Below are 16333 nucleotides of genomic sequence, written 5' to 3' on the forward strand. Positions count from 1 at the left end.
GCTCATGAGGAGATCCCTTCGGGGACGTGGACCTTGGCGGCGGTCTTGGCCGTGATCTCGTCCACGGTGACGCCGGGCGCCAACTCGGCCAGTTCCAGGCCGGTTTCGGTGACGTCCAGGACGCCGAGGTCGGTGATGATCCGGTTCACGCAGGCCTTGCCGGTCAGCGGCAGCGCGCACTCCTCAAGGATCTTGGGCGAGCCGTCCTTGGCGGTGTGGGTCATCGCCACGATCACCGTCCGCGCCCCGTGCACGAGGTCCATCGCCCCGCCGATCCCGGTGATCATCTTCCCGGGGATGGCCCAGTTGGCCAGGTCCCCGCCCGCGGAGACCTGCATCGCGCCGAGCACCGCGACGTCGATGTGACCGCCGCGGATCATCCCGAAGGAGAGCGAGGAGTCGAAGTAGGAGGCGCCCGGCAGGACCGTCACGGTCTCCTTGCCCGCGTTGATCAGGTCGGGGTCGACCTGCTCCTCGGTGGGGTAGGGGCCGACGCCCAGGATGCCGTTCTCCGATTCAAGGACCACCTCCACTCCCGCGGGCAGATAGTTGGGGATCAGCGTGGGCAGGCCGATGCCCAGGTTCACGTACTGCCCGTCGCGCAGCTCGCGCGCGGCCCGCGCGGCCATCTCTTCACGCGTCCAGGCCATCAGCCGCTCACCGTCCCTCGTGCCGGCGGCGCGGAAACCGTGCGCCGTTCGATGCTCTTGTCGGCGGCCTGCTCCGGGGTGAGCGCCACCACCCGCTGCACGAAGATCCCCGGCAGATGCACGGCGTCCGGGTCGATCTCGCCCGGCTCCACCAGCTCCTCCACCTCGGCGATCGTGACCCGCCCGGCCATGGCCGCCAGTGGGTTGAAATTGCGGGTGGACCTGTTGAAGACCAGGTTCCCGTGCCGGTCGCCCTTCGCGGCCCGTACGAGGGCGAAGTCCGTGCGGATGCCGTGCTCCAGGACGTAGGAGACGCCGTCGAACTCCCGGACCTCCTTGGCGGGGGAGGCCACCGCAACCCCGCCCTGTCCGTCATAACGCCAGGGCAGTCCGCCGTCGGCGACCTGTGTGCCGACCCCGGCGGGCGTGTAGAACGCGGGGATGCCGGTGCCCCCGGCCCGCAGCCGCTCGGCGAGCGTGCCCTGCGGGATCATCTCCACCTCTAGCTCACCGCCCAGGTACTGGCGGGCGAACTCCTTGTTGGCGCCGATGTACGACCCGGTCACGCGGGCGATCCGGCCCGCCGAGAGCAGCACCGCGAGCCCGGTGTCCATGGCGCCGCAGTTGTTGGACACCACGCTCAGGCCCGAGACGCCCCGCTCGTACAGCGCCCGGATCAGCTCGTTCGGCACTCCGCTGAGGCCGAACCCGCCCACGGCGAGCGACGCGCCGTCCCGTGCGTCGGCCACCGCATCGGCGGCCGAGGCCACCACCTTGTCCATCCGTCGAGCCCCATCTCTTCCAGGCCTGCGCTCTTTCCCAGGCCTTCGATGCCCCATCCATTAATCAGGGCACTGACTATTTTTACGAGGTTCGACTTACGCTGCCACTCGTTCCCTAAGCCGTCAAGGGCGAGTATTGTTCAGTGCACCCACGGAAAACGGAGGCACTCATGGCCGCGGTGGACCTGACCACCCACCCCGGGCACCTGGCCCGGCGTCTGCAGCAGGCGCACTACCTGCTGTGGAACACGATGGTCTCCGAGGAGATCACCTCTCCGCAGTTCGCCGTCCTGAACGCGCTGGTCGCGGAGCCCGGCCTCGACCAGCGCACCGTCGGCGAGCGGGTCGGCCTCGACCGCTCCACCATCGCGGAGGTCATCAGCCGGCTCATCCGCCGCGAGCTGCTCGACAAGGTGCGCGATCCGCAGGACGGCCGCCGCTATCTGCTGCACCTCACCGACGAGGGCAAGCGCACACACCGCAAGCTGACCGTGCGGACGGCCCGGATGAACCAGGTCTTCCTCGGCCCGCTCTCCGCCGACGAACAGACGGTGTTCTTCGATCTGATCCAGCGGGTGTCGGACGCGGCGGAGGGCCTCCGCCATCCCGCGGAGCCCCTCGCCGCCGGCAAGGCCTGACGTCACGCCTTCGCGTACACCACCCAGACCTGCCCCTTCGCGAACGGCAGCGGCTCGCCGTCCGGCGTGGTGAACTCCGTGCCGTCCTCCGCGTCGGGCCGCTCCCAGCGCGCCTCGTAGGCGCGGCCGTCCCGCAGGACCTGCGCCTTGCCGGAGCCGACTGTCTCGGTGAACGGGGTGTTGTTGCCCGAGCGGTCCTGGAAGCGGGACTCGCGGACCTTCGTGTACTGCACGACGACCGTCGACGCCGCCAGGCCCTTGCCGTCGGACGTGATGGCCCGCTCCCCGTCCATGGCGATCAGCCAGCGCTCCTGCTCGGTCGACCAGGTGAAGGTGAACCGTGCCGCCGGGAAGCGGACGGTGCGCTCCTGCTCCGGGGTGCCGCCGGCCTTCGGGCGCGGGCCGAAGACGAAGCCCGTGCTCGCCAGGCCGTCGCCGTCGCCCTGCTCCAGGCCGAGGGCTTTCGGACGTACGAAGAGATTGTGCGGCGCGGCCCTGTTGCCGTCGCGGAAGTAGGCGTCGGCGGGTGCCTTGCCGGGCGTCAGGCCGCGCAGCGGTGCGTCGGAGATCAGCGGAAGCAGCTTCGACTGCGCCCCGGAGAACGCGAGCGCCGGGTCGTCGAACTGGCGAAGCAGCTCCAGGTCCGTCTCGCGCGCGCTGCGCACCGGACCGACGATCGACGGCAGCCGCTCCGGATCGCCGTAGACGGCCATCAGCCGGCTGAGCCCCGCCTCCACCTGCTCGGCGTAGACGATGTCCGCCGCGTCGAGCCCGGTCTGCGGGCGCGCCGGGCCGACGTTGTCGATCTTCACCGCGAGTACGGGGCCGCCGCCCGACCCGTCCGACGGCGTGTTCCCGTCGCCTCCGGAGTCGTCCCCGAACGTGCAGGCCGGCGCGAGGGCGATGACGGCCACTGCCGCCACCGCCGCGCGCCGAATGTGTGTCCACCGTCCCATGGCGACCACCTACCCCGTCAGGCCCTTCCTTCAGCCTACGTCCACGGGTTCAGTCTTCGGCCTGCGTCGACGGCCTCAGCCCAGATCCAGGGCGTTCGGCAGGCCGAGCCGGTAGCGGGTGCGGTCGTGGCGCTTGAGGAGCTCCACCGCCGGAACGCGGTACAGCGGAGTCACCGTGCAGCGTTCGGCATCCGACCCGACCCGCTCCAGGATGGCGTTCACCGCCTGGCGCGCCGAGGTGTTGGCGCCCTCCATCGTCGCCAGGTCGATCGGCACGGCCACGTAGTCGCCCGCCAGATAGAGATTGGGGATCTTCGTCTCGGCCGACGGACGGTTGTGGAAGGTGCCGACGGGGTGGATGAGCAGCTCGTCCTCGTTGGTCGGGTTCGGCGTCCCGAGGCCGTCGACGCCCGGGTCCAGGAACCACGAGTGCAGCTTGCCGTCGCTCAGGACCGTCTTGCCGGTGTCGTTGAGCGCGGCCTTGAGCTGCGCCCACACCTCCTTGGCGACCTCGTCGCGCGTGCACTGCTTGGCCGTCTTGCCGTACAGCATCCCCGGCTTGTCCCACTCGGAGATGTCCACGGAGAGGCACTCGACGGCGACCCCGTCGCCGTAGTCGGCGGGGAAGTCGCGGTCCGGCCAGTGGCCCGCCTGTGCGATGCCCGTGAGCGACCACGGCGAGTCGATGCAGTTGAAGTGGCCGTTGACGATGGGCGGGTGCTCCGTCAGGTAGAACTGGATGCCCGTCATCCAGTCCGTCTCCAGCTTGTCGCAGCGCGCCAACTGGGGGTCGGCGGCCTTCAGTTCGGCGCTCCACGTCTTGCGCGCGTGCTCCACCGGCATGGCCTGGACGTAGTGGTCGGCGGTGATGTCGTGACGTACGCCGTCCGGATCCTCGACGACGGTCTTGGTGATCCGGCCGCCCGCGAACCCCAGGTCGCGCACGTTCCAGCCCATGCGGAACTCGACGCCCAGCGACTTCAGATGGGTCACCCACGGGTCGATCCACGCCTCGTTGGTCGGCGCGTTCAGGATCCGGTCGGGCGGGCCGTCCGCGCCCTGGCCGAGCGCGTTGAAGACGAAGGCCTCACCGAGCGTGCCGACGGTGCGGGTGCTCGCCTCCTCGGCCTTCGTCGCCACGATGTTGCGGGTGACGCCGATGACGAGGATGCGCTGATAGTCCTTCGACATCTGCTCGGCCCGCGTGAACTCCCACCAGGGCGTCGACTCCCAGGTGTCGTCGCGGCGCTCGTCGCAGCTGGTGAGGAAGACAAGGGCGCGGTTCACGAAGTACGCGGCCTCGTGGGCCGGCAGGTTGAACGCGGTGTCGAGCAGCGCGGTCAGCGCCCGCCGGATGTCGTCGAGGGTGAGCTGCTCCGGCTCGCTGCCCGGCCAGGGGATCGGCATCCGGATGTCCTCGCGGCCGGTGCGCGCGAACGACATCTCGCGGGGCGCGGCGAGGTTGTCCCACACGCCGTTCGCGTTCCCGGGGAACGGGATGCGGCGCATCGTGTCCGGGAGGTTGTGGTAGATCCCGGGGATGAAGCGGAACCCGTGCTCGCCGGGCAGCGGCTTGCGGTTGCCCTTCGCGCTGTTCGGTACGTCCATGCTGCGGGCCTTGCCGCCGAGCGCCCGGCGCTCGTAGACCGTGACCGCGAAGCCGCGTTCTGCCAGTTCATGGGCCGCGGTCAGACCGGCGACACCGCCGCCGAGCACGGCGACCGACTGCCGCGCCTTCGGGGCCCGGTCGTCCGCCACCGCGGGCAGTGCCCCCATGCCGAGCGCGGCCACGCCACCCGCCGCGGCCGCCCCCGCGACGAACGTACGCCTCGTGCTGCCCTCGGCTCCCGAGCGCCCCATGTCCCGTCCCCCTTACCGTAGGTAACTCCCGTATCAGGCGCAGGAGCATACGGTCACCGCACCGTGACGCGGAAGCCGCACGAGGCGGCGGGCGTGAATGTTGGCGCGATTGTGCCGCCGATGGTGGTCGTGGTCCGGCCGGGGTGTTCGCGGCGGGCGGTGGTGTAACGGACGTATGGCCGCCGTACGAAAGGTGCGTTGCCGGAAACCCCGGCCGCGACAAGGGGCTTGACCCTCTCTCGGCGCCGTGGCTAGTTTCGACGCCATGCGAATATCCCGGCGGTTCAAGCAGCGGCGCGCTGTCGATCTGATGCGCGTCTCCGCCGCGCTGTGTAGCTGACGTCCGGAACGTCTTCTCGTAAGAAGCCACGCGAAATTCCAGTAATTCCTGGCTTCTCCTTCCGTGTACGTCCGCTCTCCCGGGAAAGAACTCATGCCCAGACACCCACGGGTGGCGCTCGTCGCTGCCCTGGCCGTTCCGCTGCTCCTTGCGGGATGCGCCGACAGCACATCGCCCACCACGACCGTCGACGCCGAGAAGGTCTCCGCCAAGATTCCGGCGAAAGTGGACCCGGACACCACCATCACCGTCGGATCCCCCGAGATACAGATCGCCCTGAAACTCTCCGGGCAGCTCGACAAGCTTCCCTTCAAGGTGAAGTGGGCCAATGTCAGCGGCGGCCCGCAATGCTCGGAGGCATTCCGCGCACATTCCCTCGACGTCTGCTCGGCGGCGGAAATACCCTCCATTCACGCGCACTGGACGGGGCTCGACACGAAATTGGTCGCCGCCAAATTCCGTAAGGACCCGATCGACCACCCCACGTACGAACTGGGCATCGCGCCCGGCGCCGACATCGACACGCTGAAGGATCTGCGCGGCAAGAAGATCGCCTACAGCCCCGGCCAGGCGCAGGGCGCGCTCGTCCTGCGCATCCTCGCCAAGGCGGGGCTCGGCAAGGACGACGTGGAACTCGTCGAACTGCCCAGCACCGGCGATGTCTACCCGACGGCGCTCGGCAGCGGCGAGGTCGACGCGGCGCCGCTCGGCGGAGTCAACATCAAGCGCTATCCGGCGAAGTACGGCAAGGACGGCGCGAAGACGATCCAGCACGGGCTGCGGGACGATCCGGGGCATCTGTGGGTGCCGACCGAGTCGGTGAAGGATCCGCGGAAGGCGGCGGCCATCAGGGAGTTCGTGAAGTTCTGGGCCTGCGCCGCCGCATGGGTCGACGGGCATCCCACGGAGTGGATCGAGGGCTACTACGTCAAGGACCAGGGGCTGACCCGCGAGGACGGCGAGTACCTCGTCAAGGGGGTCGGTCACCCCGACATCCCGGCGGACTGGACATCGGCGATCGCGCGGCAGCAGAAGACGGTCGACCTGCTGGCGAAGGAGACCGGGAGGAAGAGCTTCGACGCGGAGGTGCTCTTCGACCGCCGTTACGAGTCGGTGGCGGCGGACGCGATCAAGGCGGGGTCCGCATCATGAGCGCTCAGGCACCCACCCTGACCAAGGCCGTCAGGCCCGCAGCCGCTGCCCCGTTCGAGTCGCGCCGCCGTCCGCGGCGCCGGCTGGGCCCCGGCCGCCCTCTTCCGTACGGCTGGGCGCTCGGGCCGCTGCTGCTGCTCGCCCTCTGGTCGGCGGGCTCGGCCGCCGGGTTCATCGACGCCCGTAACCTCTCCGCGCCCTGGACAGTGGTGAGCACCGCCGCCGATCTGATCGCCGAGGGCCGGCTCCAGTCGAACCTCGCCACATCCGCCGAACGCGCCCTGCTCGGCCTCCTGTTCGGCACGGCGGCGGGGCTCGCGCTTGCCGTCGTCGCCGGGCTCAGCAGGCTCGGCGAGGGCATCATCGACGGCCCCGTGCAGATCAAGCGGGCGATCCCTTCCCTGGCGCTGATCCCGCTGCTGATCCTCTGGTTCGGCATCGGCGAGTCGATGAAGGTCATCACCATCGCGCTCGGCGTCTTCGTACCCGTCTACATCCACACCCACAACGGACTGCGGACGATCGACGGCCGGTACGCCGAACTCGCCGAGACCGTGGGCCTCTCGCGGGCCGGGTTCCTGCGCCACGTCGTCCTGCCGGGCGCGCTGCCGGGCTTCCTGCTCGGCATGCGGTTCGCGGTCACCGGCGCGTGGCTCGCGCTCGTCGTGGTCGAGCAGGTCAACGCCACCAGCGGCATCGGCTACATGATGGAGCTCGCCCGCACCTACGGACAGACCGACATCATCATCGTCGGCCTAGTCCTGTACGGCCTCCTCGGCCTGATCTCGGACGCACTGGTACGACTCGTGGAGCGGAGGGCGCTGTCATGGCGACGCACACTGGCGGGCTGACGGACGGGCCGACGGTCCGGATCAGCGGCCTTGTCCGCTCCTTCGGGGACCGCAAGGTACTGGACGAGCTCGAACTCTCCATCTCGGCGGGCGAGTTCGTCGCTCTCCTCGGCCGCAGCGGCTCCGGGAAGTCCACGCTGCTGCGGGCCCTCGCGGGACTCGACCACGAGGTCACCGGCAGCGGGGAGCTGTCGGCCCCCGGCGATGTCTCGGTCGTCTTCCAGGACGCGCGACTGCTGCCCTGGAAGCGGGTCCTGCCCAACGTCACCCTCGGCCTCACCGGCCCCGGAGCCCTTGACCGGGGACGCGCGGCCCTCGCCGAGGTGGGCCTCGCGGGCCGCGAGGACGCCTGGCCCGCCGACCTCTCCGGCGGCGAACAGCAGCGCGTCTCGCTGGCCCGCTCCCTGGTACGCGAGCCCCAACTCCTCCTGGCCGACGAGCCGTTCGGCGCGCTGGACGCCCTCACCCGCATCCGCATGCACGCCTTGCTCCGCCGCCTCTGCGAGGCACACCGCCCCGCCGTGCTCCTGGTCACCCATGACGTCGACGAGGCGATCGCACTGGCCGACCGGGTGCTCGTCCTGGACGAGGGCCGCATCGCGGCCGACGTGCGGGTGAAACTGCCGGCGCCACGCGTCCAGGGCAGTGCGGAGTACGTGGCGCTGCGGGGGCGGTTGCTGCGGCAGCTGGGCGTTGATGTTGCCGAAGGGGATTCGCCGCCTGCCGATGCGGATCCGGCTGAGGGCGATGAGTTGCCGGCTGGCGCGGGCCCGGCGGAAGGTGCCCCGTCGCTCGCTGATGGGGGCCCGGCTGGAGGTGATCTGCCGCGTGCCGACGCGGAGTTGAGTAGAGGCGAAGCGTGGCTCGCTGACGTGGACTCGGCTGAAGGTGCCCCGCCTCCTGCTGGCGCGGGTCTGGCCGAAGGCGCCTCCTCGCTCGTCGGCGGGGGCCCGGCTGGAGGTGATCTGCCGGGCGCCGACGCGGAGTTGAGCAGGGGCGAAACGTCGCTCGCTGACGGGGATCCGGCTGGAGGTGATCCGCCGTCCGCCGGCGCGGACCCGGCCGACCGAGACCCGGCGGCCGGCGGCGTGGCCCCCGGCGCCGATGCCCCCGCGGCCGGCGCGCGGGCCGTAGAGGTGAGTCGCGTATGAGTCGGCGGGAGCTCCATCTCAACCTTTTCGTCTATCCCGGCGGGCACCATGAAGCCGCCTGGCGGTACGACGGGTCCGAGACCGGGCGGATCCTGGACATCGGGTTCTACCAGGACCTTGCCCGGCGCGCGGAGGCTGCCGCCTTCGACGGGATCTTCTTCGCCGACGGGCCCGCCCTCGCCGACAACGTCCGGTACGCGAGCCGCTTCCGCCTCGAACCCTTCACCTGGCTCTCCGCCATCGCCGCCGTCACCGAACGCATCGGCCTCATCGCCACCGCGTCCACCACCTACACCGAGCCCTACAACCTGGCCCGGCTCTTCGCCTCGCTCGATCACCTCAGCGGGGGACGCGCCGGCTGGAACATCGTCACCACCGGCGCCCCGCAGGCCGCGCAGAACTTCGGACTCGACGCGCACCCCGTACACGCCGAACGGTACGACCGGGCACGGGAGTTCCTCGACGTCGTCACCAAGCTCTGGGACAGCTGGGAGGACGATGCGCTCGTCGCCGACCCCGGGAGCGGGCTGTTCGCCGACACCGAACGGATCCATCCGATCGAGCATGTGGGCCCGCGACTCACCGTGCGCGGGCCGCTCAACACCCCGCGCACGCCGCAGGGCCGGCCCGTCTACGTCCAGGCCGGGGCGTCGGAAGACGGTCGCGCCTTCGCGGCGCGGTACGCGGAAGCCGTGTTCACCGCGCACCAGACCCTCGGCAACGGCCAGGACTTCTACGCCGATCTGAAGAAGCGGGTGGGGCAGGCCGGTCGGGACCCGGAGAAGGTGCTCGTCCTTCCCGGAATCAGCCCGTTCATCGCCTCCACGGAGTCCGCGGCGCGGGCCCTGCACGACGAGTTCAACGAACTCACCCAGCCCGAGTACTCCCTGCAACTGCTGCACCGCATCCTCGGCGTCCGGCTGACCGCCGATCAGCTCGACGGCCCCGTACCCCGCGAGCTCATCGAGACCGGCGGCGAGCTCGGCAACGGGAGCAGGTTCCAGGTGATCCTCGACATCATCGAACGCGAACAGCCCACCGTGCGCGGTCTGTTGCACCGCCTCGCCGGGGCCCGCGGGCACCGGGTGATCGCGGGGACGCCCGAGCAGGTCGCCGACCAGATCCAGGAGTGGTTCGAGCAGGGCGCCGCCGACGGGTTCAACGTCATGCCGCCCTGGCTGCCGGGCGGATTCGACCTCTTCGCCGACCACGTCGTGCCGATCCTGCGGGCCCGCGGCCTGTTCCGTACGGAGTACACCGGCACGACCCTGCGCGATCACTACGGGCTGACCCGCCCGGACAGTCAGTACGCCAACCCCGCCCGCCTCAAGGAGAGTTCGTGAACGTGTTCAGATCCCGTGCAGCGCTGACCGCGCTCGGCGCCACCGCGCTGCTCGCCGTCGCCACCGCGGCGCCCTCCGTCGCCGCGACACCGACCAACGGCGCGACCGGCACAGGACGTGCGCCGTCCGCCGCGCTCGACTGGTACGACACGACCGCGGAGACCATCGCGACCGCCGGCGCCACGACGCAGGTCACCAACAACCGTACCTGGGCCGTCAGTTGGCTCGCCGCCGCACGGGCGACTCGCGCCGTGCCCGACGGCGTGGCGCGGGCCGACTACCAGGACGCCGCCCTCGCCTCCGCCGTCCACGACGCGCTCGTCGCCCTCGCGCCCGCCCGCACCGAGCAGCTCGACGCGTCGCTGCGGAAGACCCTGGACGCGATCCCCGACGGTGCGGCCGAGACCAAGGGCGTGGCCGCCGGATCCCGGCAGGCCGCCCTCGCCCTGAAGTCCCGCGAGGGCGACGGGCTCGACCCGAAGTCGGTCAACGCCCCCTTCACCGTGCCACCAGCCGCCCCCGGCGTCTGGCAGCCGACCCCGCCCGCGTACGCCCCCGCCACCCAGTACGGCAACCGCCTCGCCAAGCCCTTCGCGCTGCGCACCGCCGACCAGTACCGGCTGCCCGCGCCGCCCGCACTGGACTCCCGGCGGTACAAGGCGGACCTCGCCGAGGTCCGCGCGTACGGCGTCAGGGAAGGCAGCAGCCGCACCGCCCGGCAGACCGAGACCGCCAACTTCTGGCTCGGCTCGTCGCTGACCCTCTACACCGCGCCCCTGCGCGTCGCCGTCGACCGGGCCCCGCGCTCGCCCGCCGACCGGGCCCGTCTCGTCGCGCTCTTCCACATCGCGTCCGTCGACACCCAGATCGCCACGTCCGACAGCAAGTACGCCCACCAGCGCTGGCGCCCCGTCACCGCGATCCGCACCGGTGACATCGAGCAGGACGCGGGCTGGACCCCGCTGCACGACACCCCCGCCCACCCCGACTACCCGAGCGGACACAACACGTACTCGGGTGCGGCCGAAGGCGTCCTGAACGCCCTCGCGGGCCCGCACACCGCGCCGTACGAGCTGACCAGCCCCACCGCGCCGGGCGTGACCCGCACCTACACCGACTGGCACCGGCTCTCCGCCGAGAACGTGGAGGCCCGCATCTACTCCGGCATCCACACCCGGTCCGCCGACGAGGCGGGGATCCGCCTCGGCAAGCAGGTCGCGGCCGAGACACTCCGCCACGCCGACACCCTGCTGCGCCCGGCTAGCTGACCCCGCGGGGACCGGCTACCGCAGCACATCCGCCAGGTCGTACCGGACCGGCTCCTCCAGCTGGGTGAACGTACAGCTGTCAGGGGTCCGGTCCGGCCGCCAGGTGCGGAACCGCGCCGTGTGCCGGAAGCGCTGCCCGCCCTCCATGTGGTCGTACGCCACCTCGCAGACGCGATCGGGGCGCAGCGGCACCCAGGAGAGATCCTTCTTGCCCGACCAGCGGCTGGGGGCGCCCGGCATCCGCGATGTCTCGTGCGCGGACTCCTCCGCCCAGGCCGCCCAGGGGTGCCCTTCGGCGGACTCCATCCGCAGCGGCTCCAGCTCCTCCACCAGGTCCGCGCGCCGCTGCATGGAGAACGCGGCGCAGACACCGACGTGCTGCAGGGTGCCCCCGTCGTCGTACAGACCCAGCAGGAGCGAACCGACGATGGGGCCGCTCTTGTGGAAGCGGTAGCCGGCGACGACGCAGTCCGCCGTGCGCTCGTGCTTGATCTTGAACATGAGGCGTTCGTTCTGCCGGTAGCGCAGGTCGAGCGGCTTGGCGATGACCCCGTCGAGGCCCGCACCCTCGTACCGCTCGAACCACTCCCGCGCCAACTCCGGGTCCGTGGTGGCGGGCGCGAGATGGACGGGGGCGGTGACCCCGTCGAGGGCCTCGGTCAGGCGTGCGCGCCGGTCGGTGAGGGGCGTGTCGAGCAGCGCCTCGTCGTCCAGGGCGAGCAGATCGAAGGCCACGAACGAGGCAGGGGTCCGCTCGGCGAGCGTCCGCACGCGCGATGCGGCGGGGTGGATGCGCTCGGTGAGGGCATCGAAATCGAGCCGTCCGTCGCGCGCGATGACGACCTCGCCGTCAAGCACGCACCGCTCCGGGATCCGCTCCCGCAGGGCCTCGACCAGCTCGGGAAAGTACCGGGTGAGGGGCTTGCCCGTCCGGCTGCCGATCTCCAGATCGCCGCCGTCACGAAAGACGATCGCCCGGAACCCGTCCCACTTGGCCTCGTACTGCATGCCCGGCGGGATCCTCGCCACGGGCTTGGCGAGCATGGGCTTGACGGGGGGCATCACCGGCAGATCCATGGCTCAAATCTAGGTGGCGTCCACACAGTCCGCCTGTTCAGCCAGCGTCCACAAACACCAGGTCAGCCGTGCTGCGGCCACCGTCTCACGCCAGATCTGTGAGATATGTGTGAGACGGAAGGCGGCTTACACACCGCCAGCTCAGCCCTCACGTCGCTGCTTGGCGAGGAAGTCCTTCAGGTTTTGAGACTGGATGAGTTCGACGCCATTCTCGAGGGTCGGAGTGCCGAGCTCCACGACATGAACCAGGTAGGCCTTGAGGCTCGCCGCCATGTCGGCCGACATTTGATCGTCAGGCCCCAGGCGTTTGGCCTCGTCCCTTTCGTTGCCGTGGAGGCTTAGCCACCAGCGGTTGATCCGGGTGGCCTGCTCACGGGAAACGTCGGAGTCGTTCATGCCTTCATGGGAACCCCGCGCATCCTGCCGTGCGACCGCATGGGCGATCACCGCCGCTGCGACAGGCTGCGCCATCAGTTGCTGCCGTACTGCCAAGTGCTGCCGGTGCCGCGGTACTCCGAGACGGGGATCGGCGCGACACCCTCGCGCATGCGGCTCCGGTACAGCTGGTCGTGCAGGTGGTCGACTTCGTGGGCAATGAGGCGGGCGATGCCGCGCTCGAAGATGGTGATCCGTTCGGTGCCGTCGATGTCCTGGTGCTCGACGCTGATGGCGAGCGGGCGGGGGACCTTGCCGCGGACGTCGAAGAAGCTGAGGCAGCCTTCGTATTGCTCGTCGGTCTCGGGGGACTCCTCGACTATGCGGGGGTTGAACAGGGTGATGGATTCACCGTCTGGGGTGCGGACGATCGCGGCGGCCCGGTCGATGCCGATCTGCGGGGCGGCCATCCCCATCCCCTTGCCGAACACCTGGACTGCCGCGGCGCGTTCGCATGCGGAGACGAGCTCGGCGACGACGCGGCGCACATCCTCGGCTTCGTCGGGCAGGCTGAACGGGCGTGCAGTCTTGGTCAGGATGGGGTCGCCCTCCTGCACGACGCCGACGGCACGCATCCTCTCGCTAGCGGTGGGGGTGGTCTCCATGGCGTGCGGGTTCTCCTCGAGGTCGGGGCCTGAGCGGAACTTCCACTCGAGCCGATAGCGGGCGTGCAGCGGCGGGTCGTCCGTCGCCCACGAGTAGACCCGCCGGCCGTCATCTTCGGTACGGCGTATGGCAGTACGGAACGGAAGGGGAGCGCCTCCGCGGTCATGCTGGTTTCCGTGCCCCACACCACAGGGTCGAGCTCGGCGGGGAAGTCGAGGCGGACGCTCATACGCTGCGTCGGCAAGCGCACCGCCCGCTGGAACCAGGACCCCCACTTGTCGTCGCCGACGGTGTAGCTGTACTCCGGCCACGCCGACTCGCCGGGGTAGAGCGAGTACTGGCCGTGGGTGTTCTCGAAGAGCAGCCAGAGCTCCTTGAACGCGTCCCGGTCGTGCTTGACGCGCCACGTCAGCGGCTCGCCGTCGATGGACGCGCTTCAGTCCGATCTCATCCCACGTCAGCGGGTGGTCCCGGTAGTGCTGGTTGGAACGCTCCGGGTTGCCGGGGTACCGGTCGACGGAGATGCGGATGAGATAGCGGGTCACAGGGGCGGGGCTGTCGTTGTAGAGGCTGTGGCGCTGCGTGGCCTGGTAGGTGCTGCCGTCGTAGAACAGCCTCGTGGCCTCGTGCTCGACGAGCAGGTTGGTCGCGTGCGCGTCGCCTGCGGAGCTCTCCGGATTCCCGGCGTGTGCGACGGGGGTTCGGGACTCGAGGCCACGGGGAGGCGGTCACGCAGGAAACGGGAAACGGGTACTTCCGCTTCCCCTCCGGCGCCTCCCTCCCTCACGGGCTGGGGCGCGAATGCGCACTGTCGCGGACGGTTCGCCGCGGCCAGGATGAGCCACGGCATACGACTACGGAGGGGGCATTCATGGACGACATCGCAGTGCCGTACCGGCAGTTCGAGCAGCTGCTGACCGGCTTCGTCTGCTACGAAGGCATCGATCTCGGCAGGTTCTACAAAGACGGCAAGGTTGCTCACCCCGGCGACCCGTTCGGCGAGGTCTTCGCCTGGCTGTGGGACACACGACGGGACACGGCCGTGTCCCTGTTCGCGGATCTGCTCGCTGAGGCGCGGCGTAACGGCCCGGAGGGCATGGAAGTCACACTCGACGCTCTGATCAGCGGCCTGCGTTTCGCTCTGCACCGGACCCGGATATCGGAGGCGAACGAGTACGACGAGGTCGAGCGGGTGCTGCGCACCAAGGTCCCCGGGTACTTTGGCGGACGCACCGACATCTGACGGCCATCGAAGGCCTCCGCCCCTCACCGGGCGGAGGCTCTTCTGTGTTTCAGAGCCGTAGGTTCATCGCGTCGTACAGCGGCGAGTCTGCGAACGGCAGCACTTCAGCGAACCACTCGTACCCCCAGCCCTCGTACAGGCCACGCACCTTGGGGTGCTCCCGCTCGACGAGGAGCGTCGCCCGCTCCTCAGGCCGGCCGCGGAGCAGCTCGTCGTGGATCGCCTTCGCCGCCCCGGTGCCGCGTACTTTGTCGACGATCATGAGCTCGGACAAGGCGAACGTGCGGGCGCCGTCCTCGACGGTCGCGCCGTCCGGGACCGTGGTGCGCAGTCCGTTCCACCACCTAGTGCCCGCCTGCAGGGTGCAGCCGTAGGCGTAGCCGACTGGAGTCTCGTCGAGATAGCCGACGACCGCGGCGAAGCCGGGCACTTCGGTGTTCCAGCCGAGCCGCTCGTCGAACCGTTCGACCGTGTGGAACTCCTCGCCGAGCCGGTCGGCGTAGATCTCCGCGTACACGTCGAGGAGTTCGGGCCGGATCTCGCCGAGCCCTGCCGAGTCCCGTCGTTCCATCCGCATGCCGTCCACGCTCACGCTCCCGCTCGTCGCGTCTGCTCGAGGAAGTCCGCCGCCGCGGGCACGTGGGCGTGGCGGCGCATCTGCTGGCTTAGCCCGTCGATCTTGCCCTGTACCCGCTCGCTCTGCACACGCTCGCCTATCGCCAAAGCGCGGCGCGCCTCGACGGCGGCCTGCTCGACTTCCCCGCTGTCGAGTAGGGCCTGTGCGCTCTGCACGGTGTAGTAGACCCGGTTGCGCTCGAAGCGCGGCTCGAGCATGTCCAGCGCGGAGGCGGTGAGTTCCTGTGCCTGCCCGTACCGGCCGAGGGCCTGGTGCGCGGCCCCGGCTAGCCCGGTGAGCTCCGCGGGGGTGAGGAATGACAGCCAGACTGCAGGCTCGCCGTTCGCGCGGTCGTAGGCGCTCTCAGCCCGCGCAAGGGACCGCTCGGCGCGGGTGCGCTCGCCGACGCGGGCATGGCCGACGGCTTGGCGGCAGTGCAGCAGCGACATGAGCCACGGATCCTGTTTTGCCTGCCGCGTCTCGACCGCGGCCCGGCCGATCCGCAGAGCCTCCTGGTCGCGGTCCAACAGCCGTGCCTGCATGGCGAGGTTCGACCAGACGCGGGCCTGCAGCATTCCGTCCCCGGCGAGCATGCCCGCCTGCAATGCCTCGCTGTACAAGCTCGTCGCGTCCTCCTGCAGTCCAGCGTCGTAGGCGAACCAGCCGGCCGACGCCGCCAGGTCGCCGCTCGCCGCGTAAAGGGCGCGCTCGACGCGGGAGCCGTAGGTGCAGTGGTTGAGCGCGTAGTGGACGGCGCGCAGTGCCTCCTCGGAGACCGCGTGCAGTGCGCCCCCGCCAAGCGCATGGTCGTGGTTGTACAGAGCGGGGGCGATCGCCCGGATCCGCTCGACGTCCGCTGTACCGAGGCGACCAGCGGAGGGGATGGCATCCAGGCCAAGGGCAGCCGCCAGGCCGACCGCGATGAACTCCCGGCGTCTCACGGGGCGTTCCTCCTGCACGGGCGCCGACCGCCGGGGCGGGGCCGGTACGCGTGAGGACTTGCGCGGGATGAACCCCAGAGCCTCCGGGCTGCGGCCGAAGATCTCTTGCAGGGGGAGAAGGTAGCGGGACCACGGCCATTGCACGTCGCCCGCGATCCAGCGGCGTACATGGCGGTCGGCGCACTGGGTGGGCTTGCCGAACACGTCTTGCGCGGCCTGGTTCACCTCGTCGGCCAGCTGCTGATGGGTGAAACCGAACTCCACAAGCAGGGCATCGAGCTTGGTGTTCCGCTGCTTGGCCATGACCGTCCCCCACCTTGCGCCCGCGTCTCTCGACGGTAGACCTACCGTCGTCCGCCGCTGGGTAAAACTGTCCGGTCGGCTGCGAGTAACTGCCCCGGATCCGTCCTGATGGGGAACAGGA

General features: G+C 70.2%; 15 protein-coding genes and 1 pseudogene. 7 read left to right on the forward strand and 9 right to left on the reverse strand.

Annotated features, from left to right (window positions below):
• Nucleotides 1-2 precede the first annotated feature (2 nt).
• Nucleotides 3-650 carry a CoA transferase subunit B gene (locus OG453_RS33540; RefSeq protein ID WP_266872316.1) on the reverse strand — a complete coding sequence of 216 codons (648 nt, stop codon included), beginning with the start codon at nucleotides 648-650 and terminating at the stop codon, nucleotides 3-5.
• Nucleotides 650-1432 (reverse strand): CoA transferase subunit A, encoded by a 783-nt coding sequence (locus OG453_RS33545; protein ID WP_266872317.1) that lies wholly within the window; start codon nucleotides 1430-1432, stop codon nucleotides 650-652. Before OG453_RS33545 ends, OG453_RS33540 begins: the two co-directional genes overlap by 1 nt.
• A 170-nt stretch (nucleotides 1433-1602) precedes the next feature.
• Here OG453_RS33545 and OG453_RS33550 point away from each other — a divergent pair, with 170 nt between their 5' ends.
• Nucleotides 1603-2070, forward strand: a complete 468-nt coding sequence (locus tag OG453_RS33550) for a MarR family winged helix-turn-helix transcriptional regulator (protein ID WP_266872318.1) — start codon at nucleotides 1603-1605, stop codon at nucleotides 2068-2070.
• 2 nt (nucleotides 2071-2072) lie between these two features.
• Here the strand turns inward: OG453_RS33550 and OG453_RS33555 are convergent, their stop codons facing one another.
• Both OG453_RS33555 and OG453_RS33560 read right to left on the reverse strand, forming a co-directional pair.
• A complete protein-coding gene (locus tag OG453_RS33555) occupies nucleotides 2073-3026 on the reverse strand; it encodes a DUF3048 domain-containing protein (RefSeq protein WP_266872319.1) in 954 nt (317 codons plus the stop codon).
• Nucleotides 3027-3101: 75 nt separating this feature from the next.
• On the reverse strand, nucleotides 3102-4886 hold the full coding sequence (locus tag OG453_RS33560; RefSeq protein ID WP_266872320.1) for an FAD-dependent oxidoreductase: 1785 nt from the start codon (nucleotides 4884-4886) through the stop codon (nucleotides 3102-3104).
• Nucleotides 4887-5319: 433 nt separating this feature from the next.
• On the opposite strand from OG453_RS33560, the gene OG453_RS33565 reads away from it, so the two are divergent.
• The 5 genes and pseudogenes from OG453_RS33565 to OG453_RS33585 all read left to right on the forward strand — a co-directional run bounded on the left by OG453_RS33565 (nucleotide 5320) and on the right by OG453_RS33585 (nucleotide 10991).
• Nucleotides 5320-6378, forward strand: a complete 1059-nt coding sequence (locus tag OG453_RS33565; protein ID WP_266872321.1) for an ABC transporter substrate-binding protein — start codon at nucleotides 5320-5322, stop codon at nucleotides 6376-6378.
• Nucleotides 6375-7229: an ABC transporter permease gene (locus tag OG453_RS33570; protein WP_266872322.1), complete on the forward strand. Its 855-nt coding sequence runs from the start codon at nucleotides 6375-6377 to the stop codon at nucleotides 7227-7229. The genes OG453_RS33565 and OG453_RS33570 overlap by 4 nt, the downstream gene beginning before the upstream one ends.
• Nucleotides 7205-7864, forward strand: a pseudogene (locus tag OG453_RS33575) (ABC transporter ATP-binding protein); the annotation flags it as partial. The gene OG453_RS33570 and the pseudogene OG453_RS33575, both read left to right, overlap by 25 nt.
• A 512-nt stretch (nucleotides 7865-8376) precedes the next feature.
• Nucleotides 8377-9723, forward strand: coding sequence for an LLM class flavin-dependent oxidoreductase (locus OG453_RS33580; protein ID WP_266872323.1), 1347 nt, complete (start codon nucleotides 8377-8379; stop codon nucleotides 9721-9723).
• The gene (locus OG453_RS33585; RefSeq protein WP_266872324.1) at nucleotides 9720-10991 is read left to right on the forward strand and encodes a vanadium-dependent haloperoxidase; all 1272 of its coding nucleotides are present in this window, start codon (nucleotides 9720-9722) and stop codon (nucleotides 10989-10991) included. The genes OG453_RS33580 and OG453_RS33585 overlap by 4 nt, the downstream gene beginning before the upstream one ends.
• Nucleotides 10992-11006: 15 nt before the next feature.
• Here OG453_RS33585 and OG453_RS33590 read toward each other — a convergent pair whose 3' ends face one another.
• From OG453_RS33590 to OG453_RS33600, 3 genes are all read right to left on the reverse strand, one after another.
• Entirely contained in the window at nucleotides 11007-12068 is a 1062-nt protein-coding gene (locus OG453_RS33590) for an ATP-dependent DNA ligase (protein ID WP_266872325.1), read from the reverse strand.
• Between the two features lie 141 nt (nucleotides 12069-12209).
• Complete coding sequence (locus tag OG453_RS33595) at nucleotides 12210-12539, reverse strand: hypothetical protein (protein WP_266872326.1); 330 nt, start codon at nucleotides 12537-12539, stop codon at nucleotides 12210-12212.
• On the reverse strand, nucleotides 12539-13108 hold the full coding sequence (locus OG453_RS33600; protein WP_266872327.1) for a peptide deformylase: 570 nt from the start codon (nucleotides 13106-13108) through the stop codon (nucleotides 12539-12541). Before OG453_RS33600 ends, OG453_RS33595 begins: the two co-directional genes overlap by 1 nt.
• Nucleotides 13109-13980: 872 nt before the next feature.
• Between OG453_RS33600 and OG453_RS33605 the strand changes: the two genes are divergently transcribed.
• Nucleotides 13981-14352 (forward strand): hypothetical protein, encoded by a 372-nt coding sequence (locus OG453_RS33605; protein ID WP_266872328.1) that lies wholly within the window; start codon nucleotides 13981-13983, stop codon nucleotides 14350-14352.
• Between the two features lie 49 nt (nucleotides 14353-14401).
• Here the strand turns inward: OG453_RS33605 and OG453_RS33610 are convergent, their stop codons facing one another.
• Nucleotides 14402-14929, reverse strand: coding sequence for an N-acetyltransferase (locus OG453_RS33610; RefSeq protein WP_266872329.1), 528 nt, complete (start codon nucleotides 14927-14929; stop codon nucleotides 14402-14404).
• 11 nt (nucleotides 14930-14940) lie between these two features.
• Nucleotides 14941-16212 carry a hypothetical protein gene (locus OG453_RS33615; RefSeq protein ID WP_266872330.1) on the reverse strand — a complete coding sequence of 424 codons (1272 nt, stop codon included), beginning with the start codon at nucleotides 16210-16212 and terminating at the stop codon, nucleotides 14941-14943.
• Nucleotides 16213-16333 lie beyond the last annotated feature (121 nt).

Source organism: Streptomyces sp. NBC_01381 (assembly GCF_026340305.1).
Classification (GTDB): domain Bacteria; phylum Actinomycetota; class Actinomycetes; order Streptomycetales; family Streptomycetaceae; genus Streptomyces.

Excerpts from the sequence above, each read along its gene's own strand:
- OG453_RS33610 (WP_266872329.1), bottom strand. The coding sequence starts at position 14,929 with ATGCGGATGGAACGACGGGACTCGGCAGGGCTCGGCGAGATCCGGCCC.
- OG453_RS33595 (WP_266872326.1), bottom strand. The coding sequence starts at position 12,539 with ATGGCGCAGCCTGTCGCAGCGGCGGTGATCGCCCATGCGGTCGCACGG.
- OG453_RS33545 (WP_266872317.1), bottom strand. The coding sequence starts at position 1,432 with ATGGACAAGGTGGTGGCCTCGGCCGCCGATGCGGTGGCCGACGCACGG.
- OG453_RS33555 (WP_266872319.1), bottom strand. The coding sequence starts at position 3,026 with ATGGGACGGTGGACACACATTCGGCGCGCGGCGGTGGCGGCAGTGGCC.
- OG453_RS33580 (WP_266872323.1), top strand. The coding sequence starts at position 8,377 with ATGAGTCGGCGGGAGCTCCATCTCAACCTTTTCGTCTATCCCGGCGGG.
- OG453_RS33540 (WP_266872316.1), bottom strand. The coding sequence starts at position 650 with ATGGCCTGGACGCGTGAAGAGATGGCCGCGCGGGCCGCGCGCGAGCTG.
- OG453_RS33550 (WP_266872318.1), top strand. The coding sequence starts at position 1,603 with ATGGCCGCGGTGGACCTGACCACCCACCCCGGGCACCTGGCCCGGCGT.
- OG453_RS33600 (WP_266872327.1), bottom strand. The coding sequence starts at position 13,108 with ATGGAGACCACCCCCACCGCTAGCGAGAGGATGCGTGCCGTCGGCGTC.
- OG453_RS33565 (WP_266872321.1), top strand. The coding sequence starts at position 5,320 with ATGCCCAGACACCCACGGGTGGCGCTCGTCGCTGCCCTGGCCGTTCCG.
- OG453_RS33605 (WP_266872328.1), top strand. The coding sequence starts at position 13,981 with ATGGACGACATCGCAGTGCCGTACCGGCAGTTCGAGCAGCTGCTGACC.
- OG453_RS33590 (WP_266872325.1), bottom strand. The coding sequence starts at position 12,068 with ATGGATCTGCCGGTGATGCCCCCCGTCAAGCCCATGCTCGCCAAGCCC.
- OG453_RS33615 (WP_266872330.1), bottom strand. The coding sequence starts at position 16,212 with ATGGCCAAGCAGCGGAACACCAAGCTCGATGCCCTGCTTGTGGAGTTC.
- OG453_RS33570 (WP_266872322.1), top strand. The coding sequence starts at position 6,375 with ATGAGCGCTCAGGCACCCACCCTGACCAAGGCCGTCAGGCCCGCAGCC.
- OG453_RS33560 (WP_266872320.1), bottom strand. The coding sequence starts at position 4,886 with ATGGGGCGCTCGGGAGCCGAGGGCAGCACGAGGCGTACGTTCGTCGCG.